Origin of the sequence: Streptomyces caniscabiei (assembly GCF_014930365.1) — a bacterium.
Classification (GTDB): Bacteria; Actinomycetota; Actinomycetes; order Streptomycetales; family Streptomycetaceae; genus Streptomyces; species Streptomyces caniscabiei.
On sequence record NZ_JABXWI010000016.1, the window covers coordinates 39,259 to 58,764 of the forward strand.

Annotated in this window: 12 protein-coding genes; 6 read left to right on the forward strand and 6 right to left on the reverse strand. The window is 72.3% G+C overall.

The annotated features are described in order from the left end of the window. Positions 1-43 precede the first annotated feature (43 nt). Genes HW837_RS36300 through HW837_RS36315 form a run of 4 tightly spaced genes read left to right on the forward strand, consistent with a single transcriptional unit; the run spans position 44 to position 4,328 of the window. Positions 44-1,828, forward strand: a complete 1,785-nt coding sequence (locus tag HW837_RS36300) for a hypothetical protein (RefSeq protein ID WP_193381190.1) — start codon at positions 44-46, stop codon at positions 1,826-1,828. An 11-nt stretch (positions 1,829-1,839) separates the two neighbouring features. Continuing rightward, positions 1,840-2,172, forward strand: a complete 333-nt coding sequence (locus tag HW837_RS36305) for a hypothetical protein (protein WP_193381191.1) — start codon at positions 1,840-1,842, stop codon at positions 2,170-2,172. Beyond that, positions 2,169-2,732 carry a hypothetical protein gene (locus HW837_RS36310; RefSeq protein ID WP_045560394.1) on the forward strand — a complete coding sequence of 188 codons (564 nt, stop codon included), beginning with the start codon at positions 2,169-2,171 and terminating at the stop codon, positions 2,730-2,732. Before HW837_RS36305 ends, HW837_RS36310 begins: the two co-directional genes overlap by 4 nt. Positions 2,733-2,759: 27 nt before the next feature. Next, on the forward strand, positions 2,760-4,328 hold the full coding sequence (locus tag HW837_RS36315) for an AAA family ATPase (RefSeq protein WP_045560395.1): 1,569 nt from the start codon (positions 2,760-2,762) through the stop codon (positions 4,326-4,328). Positions 4,329-4,362: 34 nt separating this feature from the next. On the opposite strand, the gene HW837_RS36320 is transcribed toward HW837_RS36315, so the two are convergent. After that, a complete protein-coding gene (locus HW837_RS36320; protein WP_193381192.1) occupies positions 4,363-9,378 on the reverse strand; it encodes a CHAT domain-containing protein in 5,016 nt (1,671 codons plus the stop codon). A gap of 166 nt (positions 9,379-9,544) precedes the next feature. Between HW837_RS36320 and HW837_RS36325 the strand changes: the two genes are divergently transcribed. Both HW837_RS36325 and HW837_RS36330 read left to right on the forward strand, forming a co-directional pair. Then, the gene (locus tag HW837_RS36325; RefSeq protein ID WP_193381193.1) at positions 9,545-10,315 is read left to right on the forward strand and encodes a DUF3168 domain-containing protein; all 771 of its coding nucleotides are present in this window, start codon (positions 9,545-9,547) and stop codon (positions 10,313-10,315) included. Position 10,316: 1 nt separating this feature from the next. Further along, complete coding sequence (locus HW837_RS36330; RefSeq protein ID WP_045560398.1) at positions 10,317-11,000, forward strand: RES family NAD+ phosphorylase; 684 nt, start codon at positions 10,317-10,319, stop codon at positions 10,998-11,000. A 307-nt stretch (positions 11,001-11,307) separates the two neighbouring features. Here the strand turns inward: HW837_RS36330 and HW837_RS36335 are convergent, their stop codons facing one another. From HW837_RS36335 to HW837_RS36355, 5 genes are all read right to left on the reverse strand, one after another. After that, a complete protein-coding gene (locus tag HW837_RS36335) occupies positions 11,308-12,483 on the reverse strand; it encodes a macro domain-containing protein (RefSeq protein WP_045560399.1) in 1,176 nt (391 codons plus the stop codon). A gap of 93 nt (positions 12,484-12,576) precedes the next feature. After that, entirely contained in the window at positions 12,577-14,073 is a 1,497-nt protein-coding gene (locus HW837_RS36340) for a family 43 glycosylhydrolase (protein ID WP_193381194.1), read from the reverse strand. Then, positions 14,070-17,360, reverse strand: coding sequence for a discoidin domain-containing protein (locus HW837_RS36345; protein WP_193381195.1), 3,291 nt, complete (start codon positions 17,358-17,360; stop codon positions 14,070-14,072). The genes HW837_RS36340 and HW837_RS36345 overlap by 4 nt, the downstream gene beginning before the upstream one ends. A gap of 207 nt (positions 17,361-17,567) precedes the next feature. Continuing rightward, on the reverse strand, positions 17,568-18,701 hold the full coding sequence (locus tag HW837_RS36350) for a PP2C family protein-serine/threonine phosphatase (RefSeq protein ID WP_045560402.1): 1,134 nt from the start codon (positions 18,699-18,701) through the stop codon (positions 17,568-17,570). A 50-nt stretch (positions 18,702-18,751) separates the two neighbouring features. Then, the gene (locus tag HW837_RS36355; protein WP_193381196.1) at positions 18,752-19,492 is read right to left on the reverse strand and encodes an MDR/zinc-dependent alcohol dehydrogenase-like family protein; all 741 of its coding nucleotides are present in this window, start codon (positions 19,490-19,492) and stop codon (positions 18,752-18,754) included. Between the last annotated feature and the right edge of the window lie 14 nt (positions 19,493-19,506).

Here is a 19,506-nt window from a genome sequence, read left to right on the forward strand (position 1 = left end):
CACGGCACAGCGAGAGACCGCACGGCACGGAACGGAGACCCGCGTGAGCGAGATCAACCTCGGCCCCATCGTCAACGGAATCAACAACCTGCAGAACCAGTTGGAACAATCCGTCACCTTGCTCGGCAATCAGATCGAGAACGTGGACGGCAAGGTCCGTGAGGTCAGAGCCGACCAGGCGGAGACCAAGGCCCGCCTGGCGGCGTTCCACAACCGGTTCCTGGAACACGTCGCCAGAACCGAACGCCTCGCCGCCGCCCAGCGCGCGGAGACCCGGATCGTCCGGATCAACGACGAGATCGAGCACACCTACGGCCACCACAAGGTCGTCCGCCGCTCCGCCACCGGCATCCTCCAGGCCTTCGACACGGGGCTCGTGCAGGAGGAGACGGTCCGGCAGGTCAGCGAGGAGCTGATGATCCAGACGCCGCGCTACTGGCTGGCCCCCGCGCTGGTCGCGATGGCCGCCTGGGCGGGCGACGACGAGGCCCTGTGCGCACGGGCGGTGGAGGAGGCGTTCAGTCGCTCGACGCCGAAGACCTCCCTCTTCTTCGCGCTGATCCTGCGCAGACAGGGGCGGCAGGACGCGTCCGTGCGCTGGCTGCGGCACTACCTGGAGGGCCAGGACCCCCGGGTGCTCGGCCGGGAGTTCCAGGTCGTCCTGGAGTGCGTCTCCCAGGGCGCTTTCGGGGCCTCGGGCCGTCACCTGCTCGGCGAGACCCTGGAGGAGTGGCGGCAGCGCCTGCTCGACGACGACACCGTGCGCGCCGCCCAGGTGGGCCGCTGGCGTCAGGAGATCGACTCCCTGCGGGCCCCCTCGGCGGCCGACGACTTCCCGCGCCTGGCCGGCGTGAGTCCCCAGTGGCCGGTGCTGGACGACCTCCTCGCCCGCGCCCGCGCGCACGAGGCGCTCCTCGCACGCTTCCGCACCCTCATGGAGAGCGAACTCCTCCCCGCCTCCCACCTGGAGGACACCGTCGACGACATCCTCGACGGCCTGGTCCGCAACTCGGACGAGGAAGAACTCCCGTTGCTGCGGCAGTTGGCGCTCAACGAGGCCATCGTGCGTCACGAAGGGGACGAGGAGGCCGCGCGCCAGGAGGTGGACATGCGGTCCGAGGCGCTGGACGAGACCCGCAACTACCTGAGTGTGCAGTCGGTCGCCGCCCTCGACCCCGCGGCCGTGGGCGCCTCGCCGGCCGCGCAGCGGATGGCCGTCGCGTCGTGCCAGGAGTGGTTCGCGCAGGCGCACGCCGGCTTCAGCCGCGACTACCGCGCCGCCATGCCCCCGAAGATCGAGATCTCGCTGCGCAACACCTACGGCGTCAGCCACGGCACCCAGCGCTTCAAGCTCACCACCTGGACCAAGCCCCTCACCGACGACCTGCCCGATCTGGAGGCGTCGTTGACCCGGCACTGGAGCGGCTACGTCGACCTGTACGTCAAGTCCCTGGCCTACAACTACACCTCCCAGCTCGCCCTCCTCGGCGCCACCGTCGCCGCCATCCTCATGGTCTTCCTCGGCGTCAGCGTCGGTTTCGCCTTCCTCGCGGCGATCGCCGTCGGCGGCATCTGGGGGATCGTCCTCTACAAACGCGCCGAGGACGGGCGCACCGCACAGGAGAACGCCCGTGAGCTGCTCAGTCGGCACATGGCGGACGCCCTCGCCCGCCTCCGCGGCGCCCACGCCGAACTCACCGACTGGCAACAGCAGTACTGGGCGGCCGACTTCGTCGAGGCCGAGGCCCGCACCTTCATCGCGTCCCTGAACACCGCCGCCCACGCGCCCTCCCCGTTCGAGGGTCGCGTCGTCGGCACGGCCGACTGAGAGGAACGACCATGAGCGACGACCCCGCCTTCTCGTCGGACGCGACACCGCCCTGGCTCAGACCGGAGATCCCGGAGCACCTGCGCCCGTTCGCCGCGCCCCCCAGGCCGGCCCAGGCCCCCACCGTCCCCGGCCCGCGCGACTCCGACGGCGCGGCGCCGTCCGAACCTCCGGCGCCGCCCGCCGCACCCGCCCCCTGGGCCTCGGAGCCGGCCCATGCGCCGGGGCAGCCCGCGCCGACGCCCGTCACCAGGCGGCTGCGGCGGACCGTGACCGACCTGCCGGCCTGGGAGCCCCTGCCGCCCGGCGAACAGCTCGTACGCCGCCCCGCGAGGGACCTGTGAACGCCCGGTGGGGCGGCGGCAGCGACTACCGGAGCTGGGCCCGGACCCTGGACGAGTGGGCCGACGGCACCCGCACCGGCCCCCTTGAGCTGCCCTCGCTCTCCCCGGACGACCTGCCCGCCGACACCTGGCAGCGGCTGCTGACCCGTATCGCCTCCGCCGTCGACCGGCGCCTCCAGGCCGGACTGGACCTGATGGTGCGTGAGGTGAACGCCGCGGCCGACGAGTTCTCCGTCGGCCGGGCCCTCACCCGCGGCCGCGACGTGCTGCGCTCCGTCCGCTCCGTCGTCACCCACCCGAGCCTGCCCGCCGACTTCCGCGCCCGCATGGCGACCCTCATGGACGAGCACACCCGCCTGCTGCAGGAGGAACTCGAACGGGGTGTGCAGGCGCTGCTCGCGGAGGGCGCCGATCCGCACGCCGTCGAGACCCGGCGCCGCACCCTGCGCGACAACCCCCTCACCGCCGTGCTGTCCGAACCCACCGCGGAACCCTCCGCCCCGCCCCCGGCCGGCTGGTACGAGCCGACCGGACGACGGCGCATCGTCACCCCCGACTGACGGCAACGGCACCCCGGAGAACCCACCATGTCGAACTACTCCGACAGCAAGCGCGATCTGGACCACTACCTCACCGCGCGGGTGCCCGTCGTCGGGCTGCGCACCATCGAGCAGGCCCGCGCGCTGCGCATGCTCAAGGAGGTGGCCACCCAACCGCGGCGCGCCAACCAGCAGTTCTGGATCCACACCAGAGCCACCGGACTGCGCGACCTCCGGTCGGGGGCGGCCGTCCTCGACGACCGTTCGCTGACCGGCGCCATGGACTTCGCCGCCGCCCAGTTCGCCGCCCGCCCCCACGCCACCCTCGTCCTGGTCGACCCCGGCGAGCTGGAGTCCGACACCCCCTTCACCCGCAACGTCGCCGAACTGGCCAGGATCGCCGACAGCCACGCCGGATGCGTCGTCCTCATCACCGACAACCCGATCTGGAGCGGTCTGCAACGGCTCGGCATGAGCCTCCAGCTGGACCTGCCGAACGCCGACGAGATGTACGCCACCATCAGCGCGTTCCTCACCGACCACCGGGGCGTGGTCTCCATCGCCTGGACCGAGCACGACGCCCGCCGGGCCGCCGAGTTCCTCCAAGGAGTCACCGAGGGCGAGGCGGTGAACCTCATGGCCACCCTCATCGCCAAGGGGTCCGTGGAGGCCGCCGACGTGCTCACCCTCGCCAGCTCCAAGGACCGCATCTTCAACAACCTCGCCGGACTCGAACGGCTCGCCCTCAAGGACGTCGACTACTCCGTCGGCGGCCTCACCAACCTGCGCGGCTGGCTGGAACGCAAACACCGGCTCATCCACACGGACCTGCGCGGCACCCAGCTGCGCCCGCCGCGCGGCGTCCTGCTCGTCGGCGTCCCCGGCTGCGGCAAGTCCCTGTCGGCGAAGGCCATCGCCCAGCAGTGGCGACTGCCGCTCTACCGGCTGGACATGGCCAGCATCCACGGCCGCTACCTGGGCGAGTCCGAGGGACGGATGCGGGAGGCGCTGGACGCCGCCGACCGGGTCGCGCCCTGCATCCTGTGGATCGACGAGATCGAGAAGGGACTGGCCGGCAGCCACGACAGCTCCGGCGTCCAGCAGCGCATCATCGGCCAGTTCCTCTTCTGGCTCCAGGAGTCGGACTCCCGGGTCTTCGTGGTCGCCACCGCCAACGACGTCCGCAGCCTGCCGCCCGAGCTGCTGCGCAAGGGCCGTTTCGACGAACTGTTCTTCGTGGACCTGCCGGACGACCAGGACCGCAGGGAGATCATCACCCTCTACTACCGGCGCTACGTCAAGGCCGAACCCCACCCCGACCAGGTCGACCGTCTCGTCGAACTCTCCGAGGGCTTCGCGGGCTCCGACATAGAGTCCGCCCTCCACGACGTCGGCGCCGAGATCCTCCTCGGTGGCGGGGTGGAGCGGCTCGACCCGTCGTTCGTCGAGGACACCTTCGCCAACACGGCCCCCCTCAGCCGCAGCAACCCCGAACAGATCGAGGAGATCCGCGCCTGGGGCCGGGAACGCGCGGTGCCCGCGGGACGCTCCGGCCTCGCCGCCACCACCCCCGGCGCGGGCAGCCCCCGCAGGGTGGTCGTCCTCGGCGACACCTGAGGGGCCACACCAGTACCGGACCGTCCGTCCCGCCTCACCGGCCGTGGTGCGTGAACGACGCCCAGATCTCCAGTTCGTCCGGCGGCCCGTACGCGGTGTCCGCCAACAGCGCCTCGCAGAAAGCGAGTTCGGGAGGCAGGACCCGGTCGGGGTCCAGCATCCACAGCTGGGCCGCCCGGAGCGCCTCCCGGGGCGGTGTGCCCCGCCTCATGTGGTGGTGGACCAGCAGCACCAGCAGCGTGGTCCGGGGGTCGTCCGCGATGGCCCAGCGGGAGCCGACGACCGCCGTGGCGCCCGCGCCCAGGAACGCCGTCGCCAGGGTCAGGGCCTCGTCGTGATCGCTCAGGGTCAGATCGCTCGTGCAGTTGGCGAGCAGGACCGTACCGCCGGGCATCCCCGGATCGCGGCCGGCGGCTCCGGTCAGCAGGTCCTGCACCGAGACCGTGTGCGTGGCGTCCAGCTTGAGGACCGAGTCGTTGGAGGTCGGGCCGGTGTCCGCGTGGCAGTTGACGTGCAGCAGCGCGGTCGGCGCGGGCCCCCGTCCCGGCAGGAACGGTTCGAGCGACCGGGGCTCCGGCGGCAGCGCGCCGCCGGTGTCCGTGTCCCCGCCCATGCCGCCGATCACGGTGACCCGCGGGTGGAGCGAGGCGACGAGCGCCGCCTCACGGTGCATCGTGGGGGACCCGCCCGGGTCCACGACCACGGCGACGGCGCCCTGGCCGAGGACGGCCGCGGGCCGGTCGGCCACCTCGATGAGCTGACGGGCGCTGGCGCAGTACGAGACGACGGCCCGCGCCAACGCGTGGTCGGTCCTCGCGGCCTCCTGCCCGGCCGGCGTCGAGGGCGCGGACACCGGGCAGCGCGCCGCGTGCCAGGGGACGATGCCGAGGGCGCCCACGGGCGCGAGGACGATCCGCGGCGCCCGGCCCGGCCACCAGGACTCGGTGGCCGCCAGGAGGGGTCCCATAGCGACCTCGCCGGCCCACGCGCACAGTCCCTCCAGCGCCGTCCGCCACCTCCCCTCCAGCAGGAGCAGAGCCCTCCGGCCGCGCTCGCGCATGACCAGCGGGGCGTGCGGGCCGGGCGGCTCCCGACGGCCCTCCTCCTGGAAGGCCCGCAACGCGGCGTCGTACGCGCCGACGGGGCCGGCCGACAGCGAGGTCAGTCCGGGCAGCCGCAGCGAACGGACCGCACCGGTCGCCGTGACGATCACCGCATGGCCGCACGCCCCGTCCTCACCGGGCACCAGATAGGCGAGCGCGTCGGTCCCCAGCCGGCGCAGCGTCCGCCCGAGCACCCCCGGAGAGGGCGCGGACACGAGCCGCTTCTCGGCGGCGCTGCCCGCCAGCGCCTCCAGCACACGGCGCCGCAGATCGTCGGGCACCTCGCTCAGCCGGCCGCCGTCGAGGGCCGCCCCCACCCACTCACCGGCCAGCTCGTCATGCCCGGCGCCGCGCAGCAGATCGGGGACGGTGACGTTCGTCGTCGCCGCGTTCAGCACCAGCCCCCGGCCCAGTTCGAGCGCCTCGAACGCCGCCTCGGGCAGCTCGTCGGCAAGGCTCCAGCGGACCAGCCGCAGCATGTCCGGCGCGACGGCCCGCGCGGCTTCGAGCCCGTGGCCCGCGCCCGACTGCAGCAGTACGGAACGGCCGTACGCGGTCAGGGCCGATCTGCCCGTCTCCCGCGCCTGCCGCCGATGGTCGGCGTCCTGCGGGCCGAAGGCACGGTGGGCCAGGGCGATCGTCCGGATCAGCGCGATGGCGAAGGGGTCGCCGGGGCTCGCGTTGAGCACCACCCGCGCCTCGCGCAGGACGGTGACCGCCTCCTCCAGCTCCTCGCGCCGGCCCGACTCCAGGTACCGGGTGAGCAGCAGGGTGCCCAGCCCGTACAGACACCGCCCGCGCGACCCGTGGAACTCGTGCGGACCCTCCTCCGCGGCGCCCCGCAGCAGGGCGACGCCCTGACCGAGAGCGTCCAGCCGGGCGGGCGCCGCCGCGGGGCGCCCCTCGTCCACGGTCCACCGTGCCAGGGCCGCCGCCGCGCGCAGTCGCAGCGCGGGGCGGTGCGGACTCGTGGCCGGGCAGGCCGTCGCCGCCGCGACGAGGGCGCCGACGGCGGCCGCGACGGCCTCGCCGTCCCCCGTCTCGCGTGCCTCGCGCAAGGCGTGCGCCGCCAGTTCGGTACGGACGGCCGGCACCTGGGGATGGTCCGGCGGCAGCATGCGGCCGGCCTCCTGCCAGGCGCGTACGGCGTCGGCGGCCGGCATCGGGGAGGGGCGTCGGCGGGAACGCGCGAGCAGCAGCCACGCCGTCCCCGCCGAGGCCAGCAGCTCACCCCGGAAGGGGGCCCGGCCCGTCGGCTCGGCGGTGCGGAAGAGGTGCGGCGGGACCCGTGGATCGCCCGCCTCGGCCAGCAGGGTGTGCAGCGGCGGACGGACGACGTCCTCGGGCGTGCGGTCGAGCAGCAGGTCGTACTCGTGGACGGCGGCGTCGAGATCGGCGTGGTCGCCCAGCAGGACGTGCCGGTCGAGGAGAAGACGCGCCAGGAACTCGGCGCACCGGTCGGCGAGCGCGGTGGTGGTCGGGGCGTCGAGCACCTGTCGTACGAGGGCGATCGCCCGGGTCAGATCCTGGCCGTCGCGTTCCCGGAGCCAGCGGCGGTGGTGCACGAGAGCCTGCGCGGCGGCCACGGCCGGGCTCGCCGGGGCGTCGTCGCCGGCCAGGATCTCGGCGACCCGGCCCGACGGAAGGGCGAACGGGTCGGGCGTGCCGTCGCCGAGCAGCACGGTCGCGGCCGGGTCGATCGTGGGCGGGGTGAGCACGTCCTCGTCGTCCTGCGGGTTCGGGGCGGCGGGGCTCCGCGCGGAGACGGGACCCTCAGGCCCGGCCCCCGGCGCCCGGCCCGGCCGTCCCTGACCCGCGGCCGTCGGGAACAGCGTGCGCAGCAGCGCCTGGAAGTCGGTCACCGCTCCGTGGCGCAGGGCGGCGTCGATCAGGCCGTGGGTCGTGGAGCCCGGCGGCAGCAGGGCGCGGGCCTGACGGAGGGTCGCCGTGGTGGTGGCCCGGTCCGCGAGGGTGGCCTCTCCGGCCCGGTCGAGGACGAGTCCCAGGGTGCCGGCGACGGCCAGCATGATGGCCTTCATCCCCCATGCCTCGGGTTCCAGCAGCGGGACGGCCCGCCGTAACCGTTCCGACCACGCACGGCAGTCCGCGGCCGACGGCGTCCCGTCCGGTGCCCGCAGGAAGCCCACCATGACGGAGAGGAAGACGAAGTACGGCTCCCGCTCGATGGCGGCCGGGTCCAACAGCCCGGCGAGCAGGTGCAGATCGTCCTCGACGGTGGGGAAGCCGCTGACGTCCGGGAGCGGTCGCTCGGGGTCCTGGGGCGCGGTGAACGGGTCCGTGTACCAGACGCGGTAGAGCATCGCGGTGCGGAAGGAGCCGAGGAGGTCCTCGTCGCGGAACTGGCTGTCGGCCGGGGCGCGTTCGAGCACCACGCGCAGGATCCGCAGAGCGTCGCGGAGGGAGTCGTGGCGGACCTCGGGCAGTGTGCAGGCGAAGTCCAGCAGCAGTGCGACGCCCAGCACGCACTGGGCGCCCAGATGCAGTTCGTCCTCGTGGTGGTAGAGACCGGTCGCCGTGCGCAGCAGGTCGATGGCCTCGCGGAGGTCCGTCATCATGCGGGGCTCGGCACGGGCCGGGGAGAGGGCCGGGTCCGCGGTGCCGGTGAGGAGCGCGCCGTGCGACAGGTCGTACATGTGGGGCGTGCCGCGGTCGATCGCCCGCCGGTTGAGGGTGATCGCGGTCCTGAGGACGAGTTCGGCCCGGTCGGTGTCGTCCGGCGCGATGAGGGAGGCGAGTTCCCGCGCGCGGGTGGCGAGCCGGTCGACGCCGTCGTCGGCCAGTGCTCCGTCCGACAGCTCGATCCAGAGCAGGTCGACGATCCCCGCCAGACACGCCGCCCTCTCCTCGCCGGTGGCTGGGAGCCGGGTCAGTGCCTCCTCCCACAGGGCCCCCGCCTCGGCGCGGTCGACGGCCGGGGCGGGGTCGTCGGGATGCTGGGCCCTGCGGTTGCGCTCGGACCGGTCCCCCAGGGCCAGCCCCAGGTTCGTGGCGATCCGGTGGGCGGCCTCCTCGGGCAGCGCGGGATGAGTGAGGGCCGTCCGGTACCAGTGCACGGCCATCGCCTGGGCCCGCTGCCCCGAGTCGTGCTGCATCAGCCCGTCGCACACGTCCGCACCCAGCTCGGCCGCGTCGGCACCGACCGGGCCGGTGTCGGCCAGCAGCGGCCGCAGCACCTCCAGTACGGCGCCGAACTCCGAGGCGGCGTCGGGGGATCGGCTTCCGGGGCGGTCCTCCTGGTCGTAGCGGTCGTACAGTTCGAGCGAGGACAGCAGAGCGAGGTCGAAGGCGACGGCGGGGCGCAGGTCCGGGTCGAGCTCGACGGCGTCGTACGCCGTCCGCAGGTGTCCGACGGCGGCGCGGCGGTCCGCGAGCCGTTCCGGTGTGGCGAACTCGGGGCAGCGGCAGCGGTCCGAGAGGACCAGGCCGAGCACCGCCCGGCACAGGGTGACGTCCGGGACGTGGAGCTGGTCGGTGCCGCCGAGGATCGGACCGAGCAGGTCGACGACCCGGTCGGCGTCGGCCGACCGCCGGGTCCCGGCCTCGGTCGTACGCCAGCGTTCCGCGAGGTCGAGGGCGAGTTCGCACCGGAGAAGCACCAGATCGGAGCGGTCGGGCGGGGTGCCCGGGCCGGCGGCGTGGTACGCCTCGGCGGCCAAGGCGTGCGCGCGGTCCAGGCGGGCGATCGTGTCGTCCAGGTCCGAGGGTGCCTGTCCGTACGTGTAGCGGAGCCGGGCCGCGTCCGCCGACATCCCGAGCAGCAGCCGCAGTTCGTCCGGGCCGGTGGGGGAGGCGCACAGCTCCGCCAGGTTCCGCTCGACCTCGTCGAGGAGGTCCACGACGTGTCCCCGGTCCTCCTGCTCCAGGGCGTCCTCGGCCGCTTCGAGGAGCTGGACCACGAGGTCGATCCGAGCGAAACGATCGGGCATCCCGGATTCCCCGGCGTGATCTTCGATTCCGTGATTCTCGGCGTACACGAATTCCCCCTGCCCGTTTCGGGGAATGCTTCCCCGTACCGGCTCCCGAATTGCCAACCGGATCGTAGCTCACTAGCGTACGGCCGCATCCGGATTCCGGATTCCAGGAGGGGAACGAATGGACGAGTACGAGCAGCATCTCATCGCCGCGCTCGTGTCGGAACCGCAGTCGATCCGGGAAAGGCTCTCCCCGGAGGACCGTGAACAACTCGACGTCCTGCTGGACCTCATCGCCGAGGGCGGGAGCGCGGAGCGGCTGAGAGGCATCGCCCGTGCCGTCGCCGCCCATCTGCGCGCCTCGTTGCCGGGCGAGGAGGGCCATGCGATGACCCGGCGCTACACCTCCTCGTCGTTCGTCCTGCGGCCGCCGCACGACGTCCTCCTGGAGCGCTTCGCCTCGGGCGGGACAGGGGTCACGGGCGGGAGGGGGGTACCGGGCAGGGCGGGGGTGCCGGGCAGGGCCGGTGTGCCGGGCAGGGCGGGGGTGCCGGGCGCCGGCGGAGAGCCGGGCCGGGGGGACGGCGGCGCGCCGGCGCCCGCGGCGCGCTGGGCCTCCGCGCGGGAACGGCTGCTGGCCGAGCCCGCCCTGACCCGGACCGACCTGACGGAATTCTTCGGCGTCGCGGCCGACCAGCCCGGGCTGATCAGGCTCCGCGCGTCCGGAGGGCCCGAGCAGCTGCCCGCGTTCCAGTTCGACGGCGAGGGCCGCCCCCGGCCGCTGGTGCTCGCCATCAACACGATGCTGGGCGCGGCGGTCGACCCATGGGGGGTCGCCGACTGGTGGCTGGGGCCCAATCCGTGGCTGGACGCCGTGCCGGCGACCCTGCTCGGCACGGGGCTGGACGATCAACTGCTCGCCGCCGCGAGCGTGGTGGGGGAGGACGACTGACATGGCTCGTGGAGCGAGACTGCCGGAGAAGGGCACGGCGAACGCGCGGAGGGTGGTCCGCCGGGCGGGCGAGGTCTTCTACCGGGTGCACTCCCGGCGCCGCAGGGCGCACCACTTCAACCCGGAGCCGCAGGACCACCACTTCGGCGGCGGCCGCTTCGACAGCACTCCGAACGATACCTACGCGTATCTGTACGCGGCCCCCAAGCCCGAGACCGCGATCATCGAGCGGTTCGTGCGCACCCTGCGCTTCGACGGCCAGGGCAACTCCCGGGTCCTGCCGCTGAAGGAGCTGGAGGGCCGGCTGCTCTCCCAGGTGCGGCTCACCCGGGACGTCGAACTGGTCTCCCTGTGCAGCATCGTCCACCTCAACGCCGTGCTGCAGAGCGACTGGTGGCTGGTGGAGTCGGACCCCACGGAGTACGCGTTCACCAGGCGCTGGGGGCACTGGCTGCGCGCCGAGGCGGACTGGGCGGACGGCTTCGTCTGGCGGTCCCGGCTGGACGGCCCCAACGAGTCCCTGGTCCTCTTCGGTGCAGCCGCCGAGAACGACCTGCTGGCGGAGACGGGCGAGCCGCCGAGGGCCCTCGACGACGAGGACGGTCTGCGCTGGCTGGCCGAGACCCTGGAGGACTACCGCGTCGAGATCGGGACGGTCGACCCCGCGCCGGGCATCGGCTCCTGACCCCCGCCCGCCCCTGCCCGGGCGCTTTCCGGGCGGGAACCGGGCGCTTTCCGGATTTCCCCGGGGGACCGGCAGAAGGGGTTCCGGCACCCGCGGTGTCCGTGCATACTTCTGAGCGAAAGGCCGCAGGGGAACTCGGGGGATCGCGGGGGAAAGTCGGGGGAATGCGGCAGGAATAGAGCACGGTATTCGAGATTCCCGGGCGAGAGAATTCGAATACCGTGCTCCCTCGCGTCGGCCGTCCGTGGGGCCGGTCACGGGCACGGTGACGGGACGGATTCAGGGACGGTCACGGATTCAGGGACGGTCACGGATGGGGACGCCTGTCGCCCAGCACGTCGAACACCGCGCGGGCGCTGACCGGATTGCGGGTCACCAGATGCACCGACCAGTCGGGATCGGCCTTCAGTACCTGCTCCAGCGTTCCGACGACGGTCTCGGCGCTGGTCCGCGCGTCGAGTCCGCCGCGGCCCGCCCCGAGCAGGGGCAGGGCGACGGACCGCAGCGGGACGCGCCCCGCACGGCGTTCCGCCGCCGCCAGCTCGAACACGCGCCGTACGGCCGCCGCGACGGCGTCGGGCGCCGTCTCGTAGCCGTCGCCCGTCGCCGAGGGTGTGGCGACCGCCGCGTGCAGGATCCGCCGCACCCCCTGCGCCGCCAGGGCGCCCGGTGAGGTGACGGCCACCGTGCCCGCCGCCACCGGCAGGCCGGGCACCCCGAACGTCCGCACCCAGGCGGCGAGTTGGCGGGCTATCACGTCGTCCGTGATGCGGCCGACGGAGTCCGTGGTGGCGCCGGCCCGGCGCAGACTGCCTGAGACCGTGCGACGGAACGTCTTGGACATCTCGAAGTAGATGTTCTCCGAGGAGACCAGCACGTCCACCCCGGTGACGAGTTCGATGGGTGCCACGTGCACGGTGAGCAGGACGTCCCCGTGGGGGAAGGCGGTCCGCACCACATGGCGTCCCGCCCGGACGGGAACGACGGCGTCCGGCGGCGGCGCCACGACGGTGCTCCGGGAGGGGACCTCACGCGGGCCCGGTACGGCCGTGCCGTCGCCGTCCTCCCCGTTCAGGAGAGCCCGCGCGACCTGCTGGAGCATCAGTTTCTCCTGATGCTTGCGGAACCGCTCCGCCCCGACCCGGTAGACGTGCGCCGCCCGTTCCCGGCGTTCCTTGCCCGACAGGTCACGGGTGCCGGAGGCGAAGCCGAACGAGTGGAGGGCCGCGTCGCGCAGCAGCGCTCCGTCGAGCCCCAGCACCACGGTGTGCAGCACACGCTCGACGGCCTCCGGCGGCACGCGGACGCCCGGTGCGGATGTCTCCGTACCGGGCGTCCTGGCCGCGACGCAGGCGTACAGCGTCTCCAACTTCGCCTCGTGCAGCCGCAGCAGCCCCAGTGCCCGGACCCGGCCCAGTTCGTCGACCAGCTTGTGCACCGCCGACGGGACGTCGGGGCCGGCCTGTTCCTGCTCATCGGTCACCGCTCAAGGATGGGCAGGGTGTCCGCACCGGGCAAGCGGTTTGGGACGATCGGGAGAAAAGGGTCCAGGCGTTCGAATCCGGCTACTCGCCCTTTACTCGCCCGACGGTGCGGTCAGCGTGACGCCCAGACCGACCGGGGTGCCGAAGTTCGGGGTGCCGTCGGCGTTCCAGGTGAACTTCTGTGCCCGGGTGGACCGGTTCATGTCGCAGCCTCCGGAGGCGGAGTTGTTGGCGTGGTAGACCATCCAGTCCTCGGTCCCGTCGGGCGACTTGAAGAAGCCGTTGTGGCCTGGCCCGTACACGCCGTTGGCGTTGGACCGCTGGAAGACCGGGTTGGGGGACTTGACCCAGGAGGACGAGTTCAGCGGGTCGCCGCCGTTGTGGGTGAGCATGCCCAGCTTGTAGTCGGGTGTGGAGCAGTGGCTCGCCGAGTAGACGATGAAGGTCTTTCCGCCCCGCTGGAGCACCTCGGCGCCCTCGTTGACCGCGCCGCCCACCGTCTCCCAGCTGTAGGTCGGCGTGGACAGCACCCGGCGGGTGCCGCTCGCGGTCCACGGGTTGGACAGCGGCCGGATGAACATGGGCTGCGAGCCGTTGTAGTAGGTCCCCAACAGGTAGAGCCTCCCGTCGAGTTGCAGGATGCCGGGGTCCAGCTCCCAGGTGTTGTCCTGGGTCGGGTCGAGCAGGTCGGCCTTGAAGCTGTACGGGCCCATCGGGTCCGAGCCGGCGCTCTCCAGGACATGGATCCGCTGGGTGCCCAGGTCGAACGGCTCCCGGCCGGCCGTGTAGTAGAAGTACCAGCGCTTGCCGCCCGGTCCGTCGAGCAGATGGAACTCCGGCGCCCACATCGTGCCCGCCCCGTTGGGCCGGGTCAGGTTGAAGATCACCTGTTCCGTCGCGCCGGACAGCCCGGCCAGCGTGCTCGACCTGCGCATGGTGATCGTCGAGTTCCAGGTCGTGGTGGCGAGGTAGTAGAAGCCGTCGTGGTACGTCAGCCAGGGGTCGGGGCCGCGCGGGACCAGCGGGTTGGTGAACGTCTTCGGCGCGGTGCCGCCGCCGGTGAAGCCGGGCAGCCGCCACACCCTCCCGCTCGCGGTGGCGCACGGCAGCTGCACCAGGTTGGTGTCGGACGCCGACGAACCGCCGCTCGGCGTGACGCACTTGCCCGAGCCGACGGAGACCAGGTTGAAGGTCCTGTCCGTGCCGGAGACCGACACGGGGGTGAGCCGCCACTGCTGGTTGGCCGCGCCGTGGCAGGGCCACTGGATGATCGCGGCGTTGTCCGCCGTGGAGGCTCCGGACACATCGACGCACTGCCCGGACCGGGTGGTGATCGTGTAGACGTCGGACGTGCCCGCGACCGGGGCGAAGGAGAGGCTCTGGTTGGCCCCGCCGGCACAGGCGAGGGCCCTTAGCTGTGTCCCGTTCGTCGTCGAACCGCCGGGCAGGTCGACGCAGTTGCCGCCGTTCTGGTTCACGCCCGTCGAGGTGAAGGAGACGGCGGCGGCCGCCGGCTGGGGTGCCACGAGGAAGGCGACGGCCATGGCGATGGAGGCGATGAGCGCGGACAGGGATCTGGAACGGGTCACGGTCCGTACACCTTTGCTTCGAGGAGACCGACGGAGTTGGTGCCGTTGCCGGTGAGCAGCACCCGCAGCCGGGTGGTGCTCGTGGCGTCGAAGGAGACGGTGTTGTACTGGTTCCTGGCCAGCGGATAGCCACCGGCTCCCGGCACGTCCACGTAGGCGCTGCCGTTCCAGTACTGGAGCTTCCACGAGGCGGGCATGTCGATGCCCTGGTCGTCGTCGAAGAAGTACACCTCCGCCTTGTTCAGGGTCTTCGCCGACGGCCAGGTCAGCTCGGCCCACTGCTGTCCGGTCTCCGGCCAGGTCCCCCAGCGCGGGTTCACGGTGTCGTTGGACGACGGCGGGTCGATCCCGTCGTTGACGGCGGTGACGCTCTCCCAGGGCGAGGTGTACGACGCCGTCGCCGTGGCCGAGGCCGCCTGGTTGGCCGGTGGCTGGGCCCCGCCCCGGTTGAACACCTTGACCTCGGTGAGGCCCGTCTTCGCGCCGGAGGCGTGGGTGGCCAGGACCCGGATGCGCTGCGCGTTGACCGACGGGAACTGCACGCGGTTGTAGTTGGCCCGTGGCACTGTCGGGCTCTTCGTCTGGTCGGGGACGTTCACCCACGAACTGCCGTTGTAGTACTGGATGGTGTACGAGGAGGGTGCCCGGTAGGTGGTGTTCGCCGGGCGGCTGTCCTTGAAGTACAGGCGGACCTCGTTGAGCGTGCGTGTGGTGCCGAGGTTCAGCTCGTACCAGTCCTGGCTGTTGGCCGAGCCGCCCGCACCCCAGAAGGGCTCGTTGGTCGGAAGGCCGTCGACCGCGCCGGCGACACTGCTGCCGGAGCCGGTGTGGGAGGCGGAGACGGTCGCGCCGGCGGCGAGGTTGCTGAGGTCGGCGGTGAGGTCGACGCCCGCCTTGGCGAGCATGTCGACCAGCTGCGGGCTGTCCTGCACGACCTGGTTCGGCGCCTTCAGCCCGGACTTGGCGACATGGTGGGTGACCGTGCCGCCGGTGGTGACGTCACCCGTGGCCGGGTCCCAGGTCAGGGGCACCAGCGAGTTGACCGTGGCCACCCGGTCGCCGTTGACGTAGACCGAGTAGCCCTCCGGGATGCCGGGGTAGCGCACCACGCCGTCGGCCGGGTCGTCCCAGACGACGGACAGGTCGGCGCCCCGGTAGCGGAGGTTGTTGACGGTGAAGTGGCTCCAGCCGATGTCGATCGGGGACAGCTCCACCTTCGCGTCGTTGCGCGGGCGCAGCCCGGCGACGTCCTCGATCACCGTCCAGTTGCTGCTGCCGAGGATGTTGTGGTGGATCCAGGAGCGGTAGTTGATCGAGCTGCCGTTCCAGTCGGCCCAGAACTCGTTGGCGTCGGGCCACTGGGTGTTGCCGCCGACGTACTGCGCCCAGGTGTTCCAGTACAGGAGCTTCTTGTAGTCGGTCGCGTTCATCCACGAGTTGGGGTAGTTGCGCAGCACCGACGAGTACAGGCGGAACTGCACGGTCGAGTTGATGGTGGAGAAGTTGTTGGAGCCCGGCTCCCCGGCGTCGGCCGCCGCCTTCTTGTCGACCTGGTTGGCCGTGTAGAAGGGGAAGATCGGGTACTGGGCGGGGTCGTCGTAGAGCCGCAGCGCCTGCCGGTACGTCGCGGTGTTCGGGACGGCGCCGACGGAGAACGGGTAGTAGTTGTTGATCTCCTTCCAGGGCACCCACTCGTCGGTCGACTTGAGCCGGTGCTCGAACAGTTGCCGGTTCGGGTTCCACAGCACGTTCACGATCGCGTCCTTGATCTGGTTCGCGAGCGTGCGCATCTCGGTGGCCTTGGCCGTGTTGCCGGTGGCGTCGTACGCCTGCGCGGCGGCCAGCGCGCCGCTGTACTGGTAGGCGGACTCGGCGCGGTCCATGTTGCCCGGCTTCCAGTGGAAGGAGACGGCGTCGGCGTCGTTGCCGGTCAGCGCGCCCCAGTCGTACTCGATCAGCTTGTTGTTGTCATGGTCGTAGTGCGCGAGCTGACCCTTCACGTCCCCCTCGGCGTACCGGGCGAGGCTGCCGGCGATGGCGGGCTGGCCGCCGTGGATCTGGTAGCTCTTCCACGCGGCCTCGGCGATGTACTGCGTGTAGCTGTTGGACCAGTTCTCCGGGTCGCCCGGGTTGTCGAGGAAGCGGCCGCCCTTCGACGTCTGGCCGACGCTCAGCCAGTCCCCGTACGCGTAGGCCGGGTTGCGCAGGTACTTGAGGTCGTCGATGTGCATCGGCTGGGTGAGTGCGATGGCGTTGTTGTAGCCGAGGACGCCCTCGGTCGAGGTCGGGAACTGGAAGGTCTGCCCGGGGATGTCCGCGTCGAGGCTGTTGAAGCGCATCAGCCACCAGCGGTAGTAGATGTTCTTCTTGATCGCCGGCTCGGGCACGTCGATGTAGGGCACGTTCTGCGCCCACCACAGGTTGTAGGCCTTGACGTGGGTGGCGAACGCGGTGGCGGGCGAGTACCCGGCGTAGGCGCTGTACTCGGTCAGCGACTGCGGTATCTCGTCGGTGACGAAGCCCATCACCACCTTGGCCGTCACCGTGGCCCCGGCGGCGACGGTCACGGACCGGTTCAGGCCGGCGTTGGAGACGGCGAAACCGTCGCCCGTGAGGCGCGGGCGGAGGGTGGTCAGGTTGTTGTAGGCATTGACCTGGCCGGTCAGCTCGCTGCCGCTTCCCGAGGTCGCGTACGGCGAGGTCGCCCGCAGCTGGAGCGTGGTGGACGCCGAACCGTTGTTCCTGATGGACAGGTTGGTCACGGCGACGTTGTTGTCGGTGATGAACTTCGTCTGGTCGACCGTGATCGAGCCGCTGGTGTGGACGCTCTTCCAGTGGCTGGGGGTCTGCCGCCGCTGGGCGACCTGCTCCGTGAAGGTGCCCGGGGTGATCGCCACCGTGTAGGCGCTGTTGTCGTTGATGCTCTCCCAGTAGGCGGACTTGCCGCCGAAACCGAGCTGGGCCGGGTTGTGCTCCTTCATGAACAGGGCCCGGCCGCGGCTCATCAGCCAGGACCCGGCCGGGTCGTTGCCGGTGCGGGCGAGCAGGCGGTCCATCCAGAAGTCCGTGCCCGAACTCTCCGCGTCGTAGATGGCCTTCATCATGTCGCCGGAGGTGTGGGCGACCGGTGGTGCCGGGATCGCGGGCCCGCCGAAGGTGGGGAACCCGATGGTCTGCGCCGCCGCGGCCGGGGGAGCGGCGACGACGGAACATGCGCTGAGGGCCAGGGCGACGAGGAGACACCTCGTGCGCCGGCGTCGAACCAGGAGGACGTGCGGTCTTCTCATCGGAGGCTTCCTGTCCCGTTGACGACACGTGCGCGCGAACCGGGGAGTGCGGAAAAGCGACCTAAAAGGTTTTCGCAACGTAGGAGCGGGCTGTTGAAGTGTCAAGGGAGGTGGAAGGGAGGCGAGTTCACGGGGAGCGCGGTTCAGGACACGCGGCTGTCGCCCGGGCGGCCGCCCACCGTCGCGGAAACCCTTTTCGGTCCGGGTTCAGTGGCGGGGCGACCGGCGGACCGTCAGGACGGCCACGTCGTCGTGCCGGCCGCCGCTGCCCGCGTACGCGCGGGCGTCCTCGTACAGCGCCCGGGGCAGGGCGGTGGGGGAGAGGTCGAGATGCTCGGCGAGGCGTTCGTCGACCGGGTAGAACGTGCCGTCGGCGGCCCGGGTCTCGGTGAGACCGTCCGTGCTCAGCAGCAGCGTCGCGCCCTCGGGGAACGCGAACCAGCCCACGATCGTGGGTTCCAGGGCCAGTTCGGCGAGGCCGAGCGGGACCCCGGAGTCCAGCGTGGCCGTCGTCACCGTGTTCTCGTGCAGCACGTGCGGCGGGATGTGCCCGCAGTTGACGGCCTGCACCTCCTCGCCGTGCGCGTCGATGCCGATCACGAGGGCGGTGACGAAACGCTCGTCGTCGCCGGTGTTCTCGGCGTAGGAGTTGTGCCGGACGACCGCCGCGTCCAGGGCGTCGACGAGGGCGGTGAGCGTGGGCTCGCGATGGGCGGCCTCGCGGAAGGTGCCGATGACGGCGAACGCGGCGCCCACGGCGGCCAGTCCCTTGCCCTGGACGTCTCCGATCAGCACCCGGGTCCCCCAGGGGGAGGACACGACGTCGTAGATGTCCCCGCCGACCAGCCGGTCCTCCTGGAGGGGCTCGTAGACACCGTTGACCAGGACGTCCTCGGTCAGCAGCGGCAGGGGGTGGAGGATGTGCCGCTGCATGGCCGCCGCCGTGGAACGCAGCCGGAACATCTCGTGCTCGCGCCGGATCCGCCGGTGGCAGGCGTACACCGACGCCACACCCAGGGCGAGGGTGAGCAGCACCAGCAGGAGCCGGTCGAGCCACCGGTCGCCGTCGACGTTGCGCACCACCGCCGTGGTGGTGACGACGAGCGTGGTCCACCCGGCGACGAACGCCGTCTGCCGGACCGTGCACAGCGCCGACGCCGTGCCCGGCAGGAACACCAGGAGCCCGAGCAGCCACACCTCGGACCGGGACAGCACCCCGAGCGCCTCCACCAGGGCGGTGACCGCCAGCACGCCGAGGACCAGTGCGGCGTCGCGGGGCGGCTCGATGGCCCCGAAGGCGTCGTCGGCCTCGACAGGTCTCTTCCGGCGGCTACCGGCCATGCGGACTCCCGGGCAGATCGTGCTCTCCCCGTACGGTAAGCCGGGTCCTGTCACGTGCGGGAACCGCCCCGCCGAAGCGGCCGGAGCCGGGGAGCGACACGCACCTTCGGCCCGTCCCCGGCCCCGGGCGGGCGCTCACCGGCGAGCACCGGGCCGACCTCGTCGAGGGACACCGTGGCGGCGACGAGCGGTCGGGGGGTGATCCGTGCCGTCGGCGTACGGCGTACGGTGGCGGCGAGGCCGGGGAGGCGGCGAGGACGCCGACGGCCGTGACGTCCTGTGGTTCTCGAGGACGAGCGCGCGGGTGTCGATCCGGCTGGCCCGGCGGCCGGCCCGACGGAGACGACGCGGCCGCCCGGCTCCGCCAACTCCAGCGCGCGGTCCGGCAGATGGGCGGCGTTCGTGGCGTCGACGACGGCGTCGAAGGGGATGTCCAGGACGGAGCCCTCCGTCCAGGCGCGGCCGAAGCCCAGACCGCGGTCGAAGCCCAGACCGCGGGCGAAGGCTGGCGAGGCGGCGTCCCGGCCCATGAGGTGGACCTCCGTGCCCGCGGCCCGCAGGATCAGCGCGACCAGCAGGCCGAGCGTCCCCGGGCCCAGGGCCGGGACCCGGTCGCCCGGCCGGGTCGCGGCCGCCTCCGCCGCGCGCAGGGCGTGCAGGGACGTCCGGTACGGCGAGTCGCTCCGCCAGGGCCCCGCCAGACCTCGCCGTGTACCGACCTCCGGACGCCGCTCGCAGACGCGTGCGGCGCGCAGGCAGCGGGAAACGCTGGGATGCTGAACGAGGAGCACTGCCCGCGCTCCGC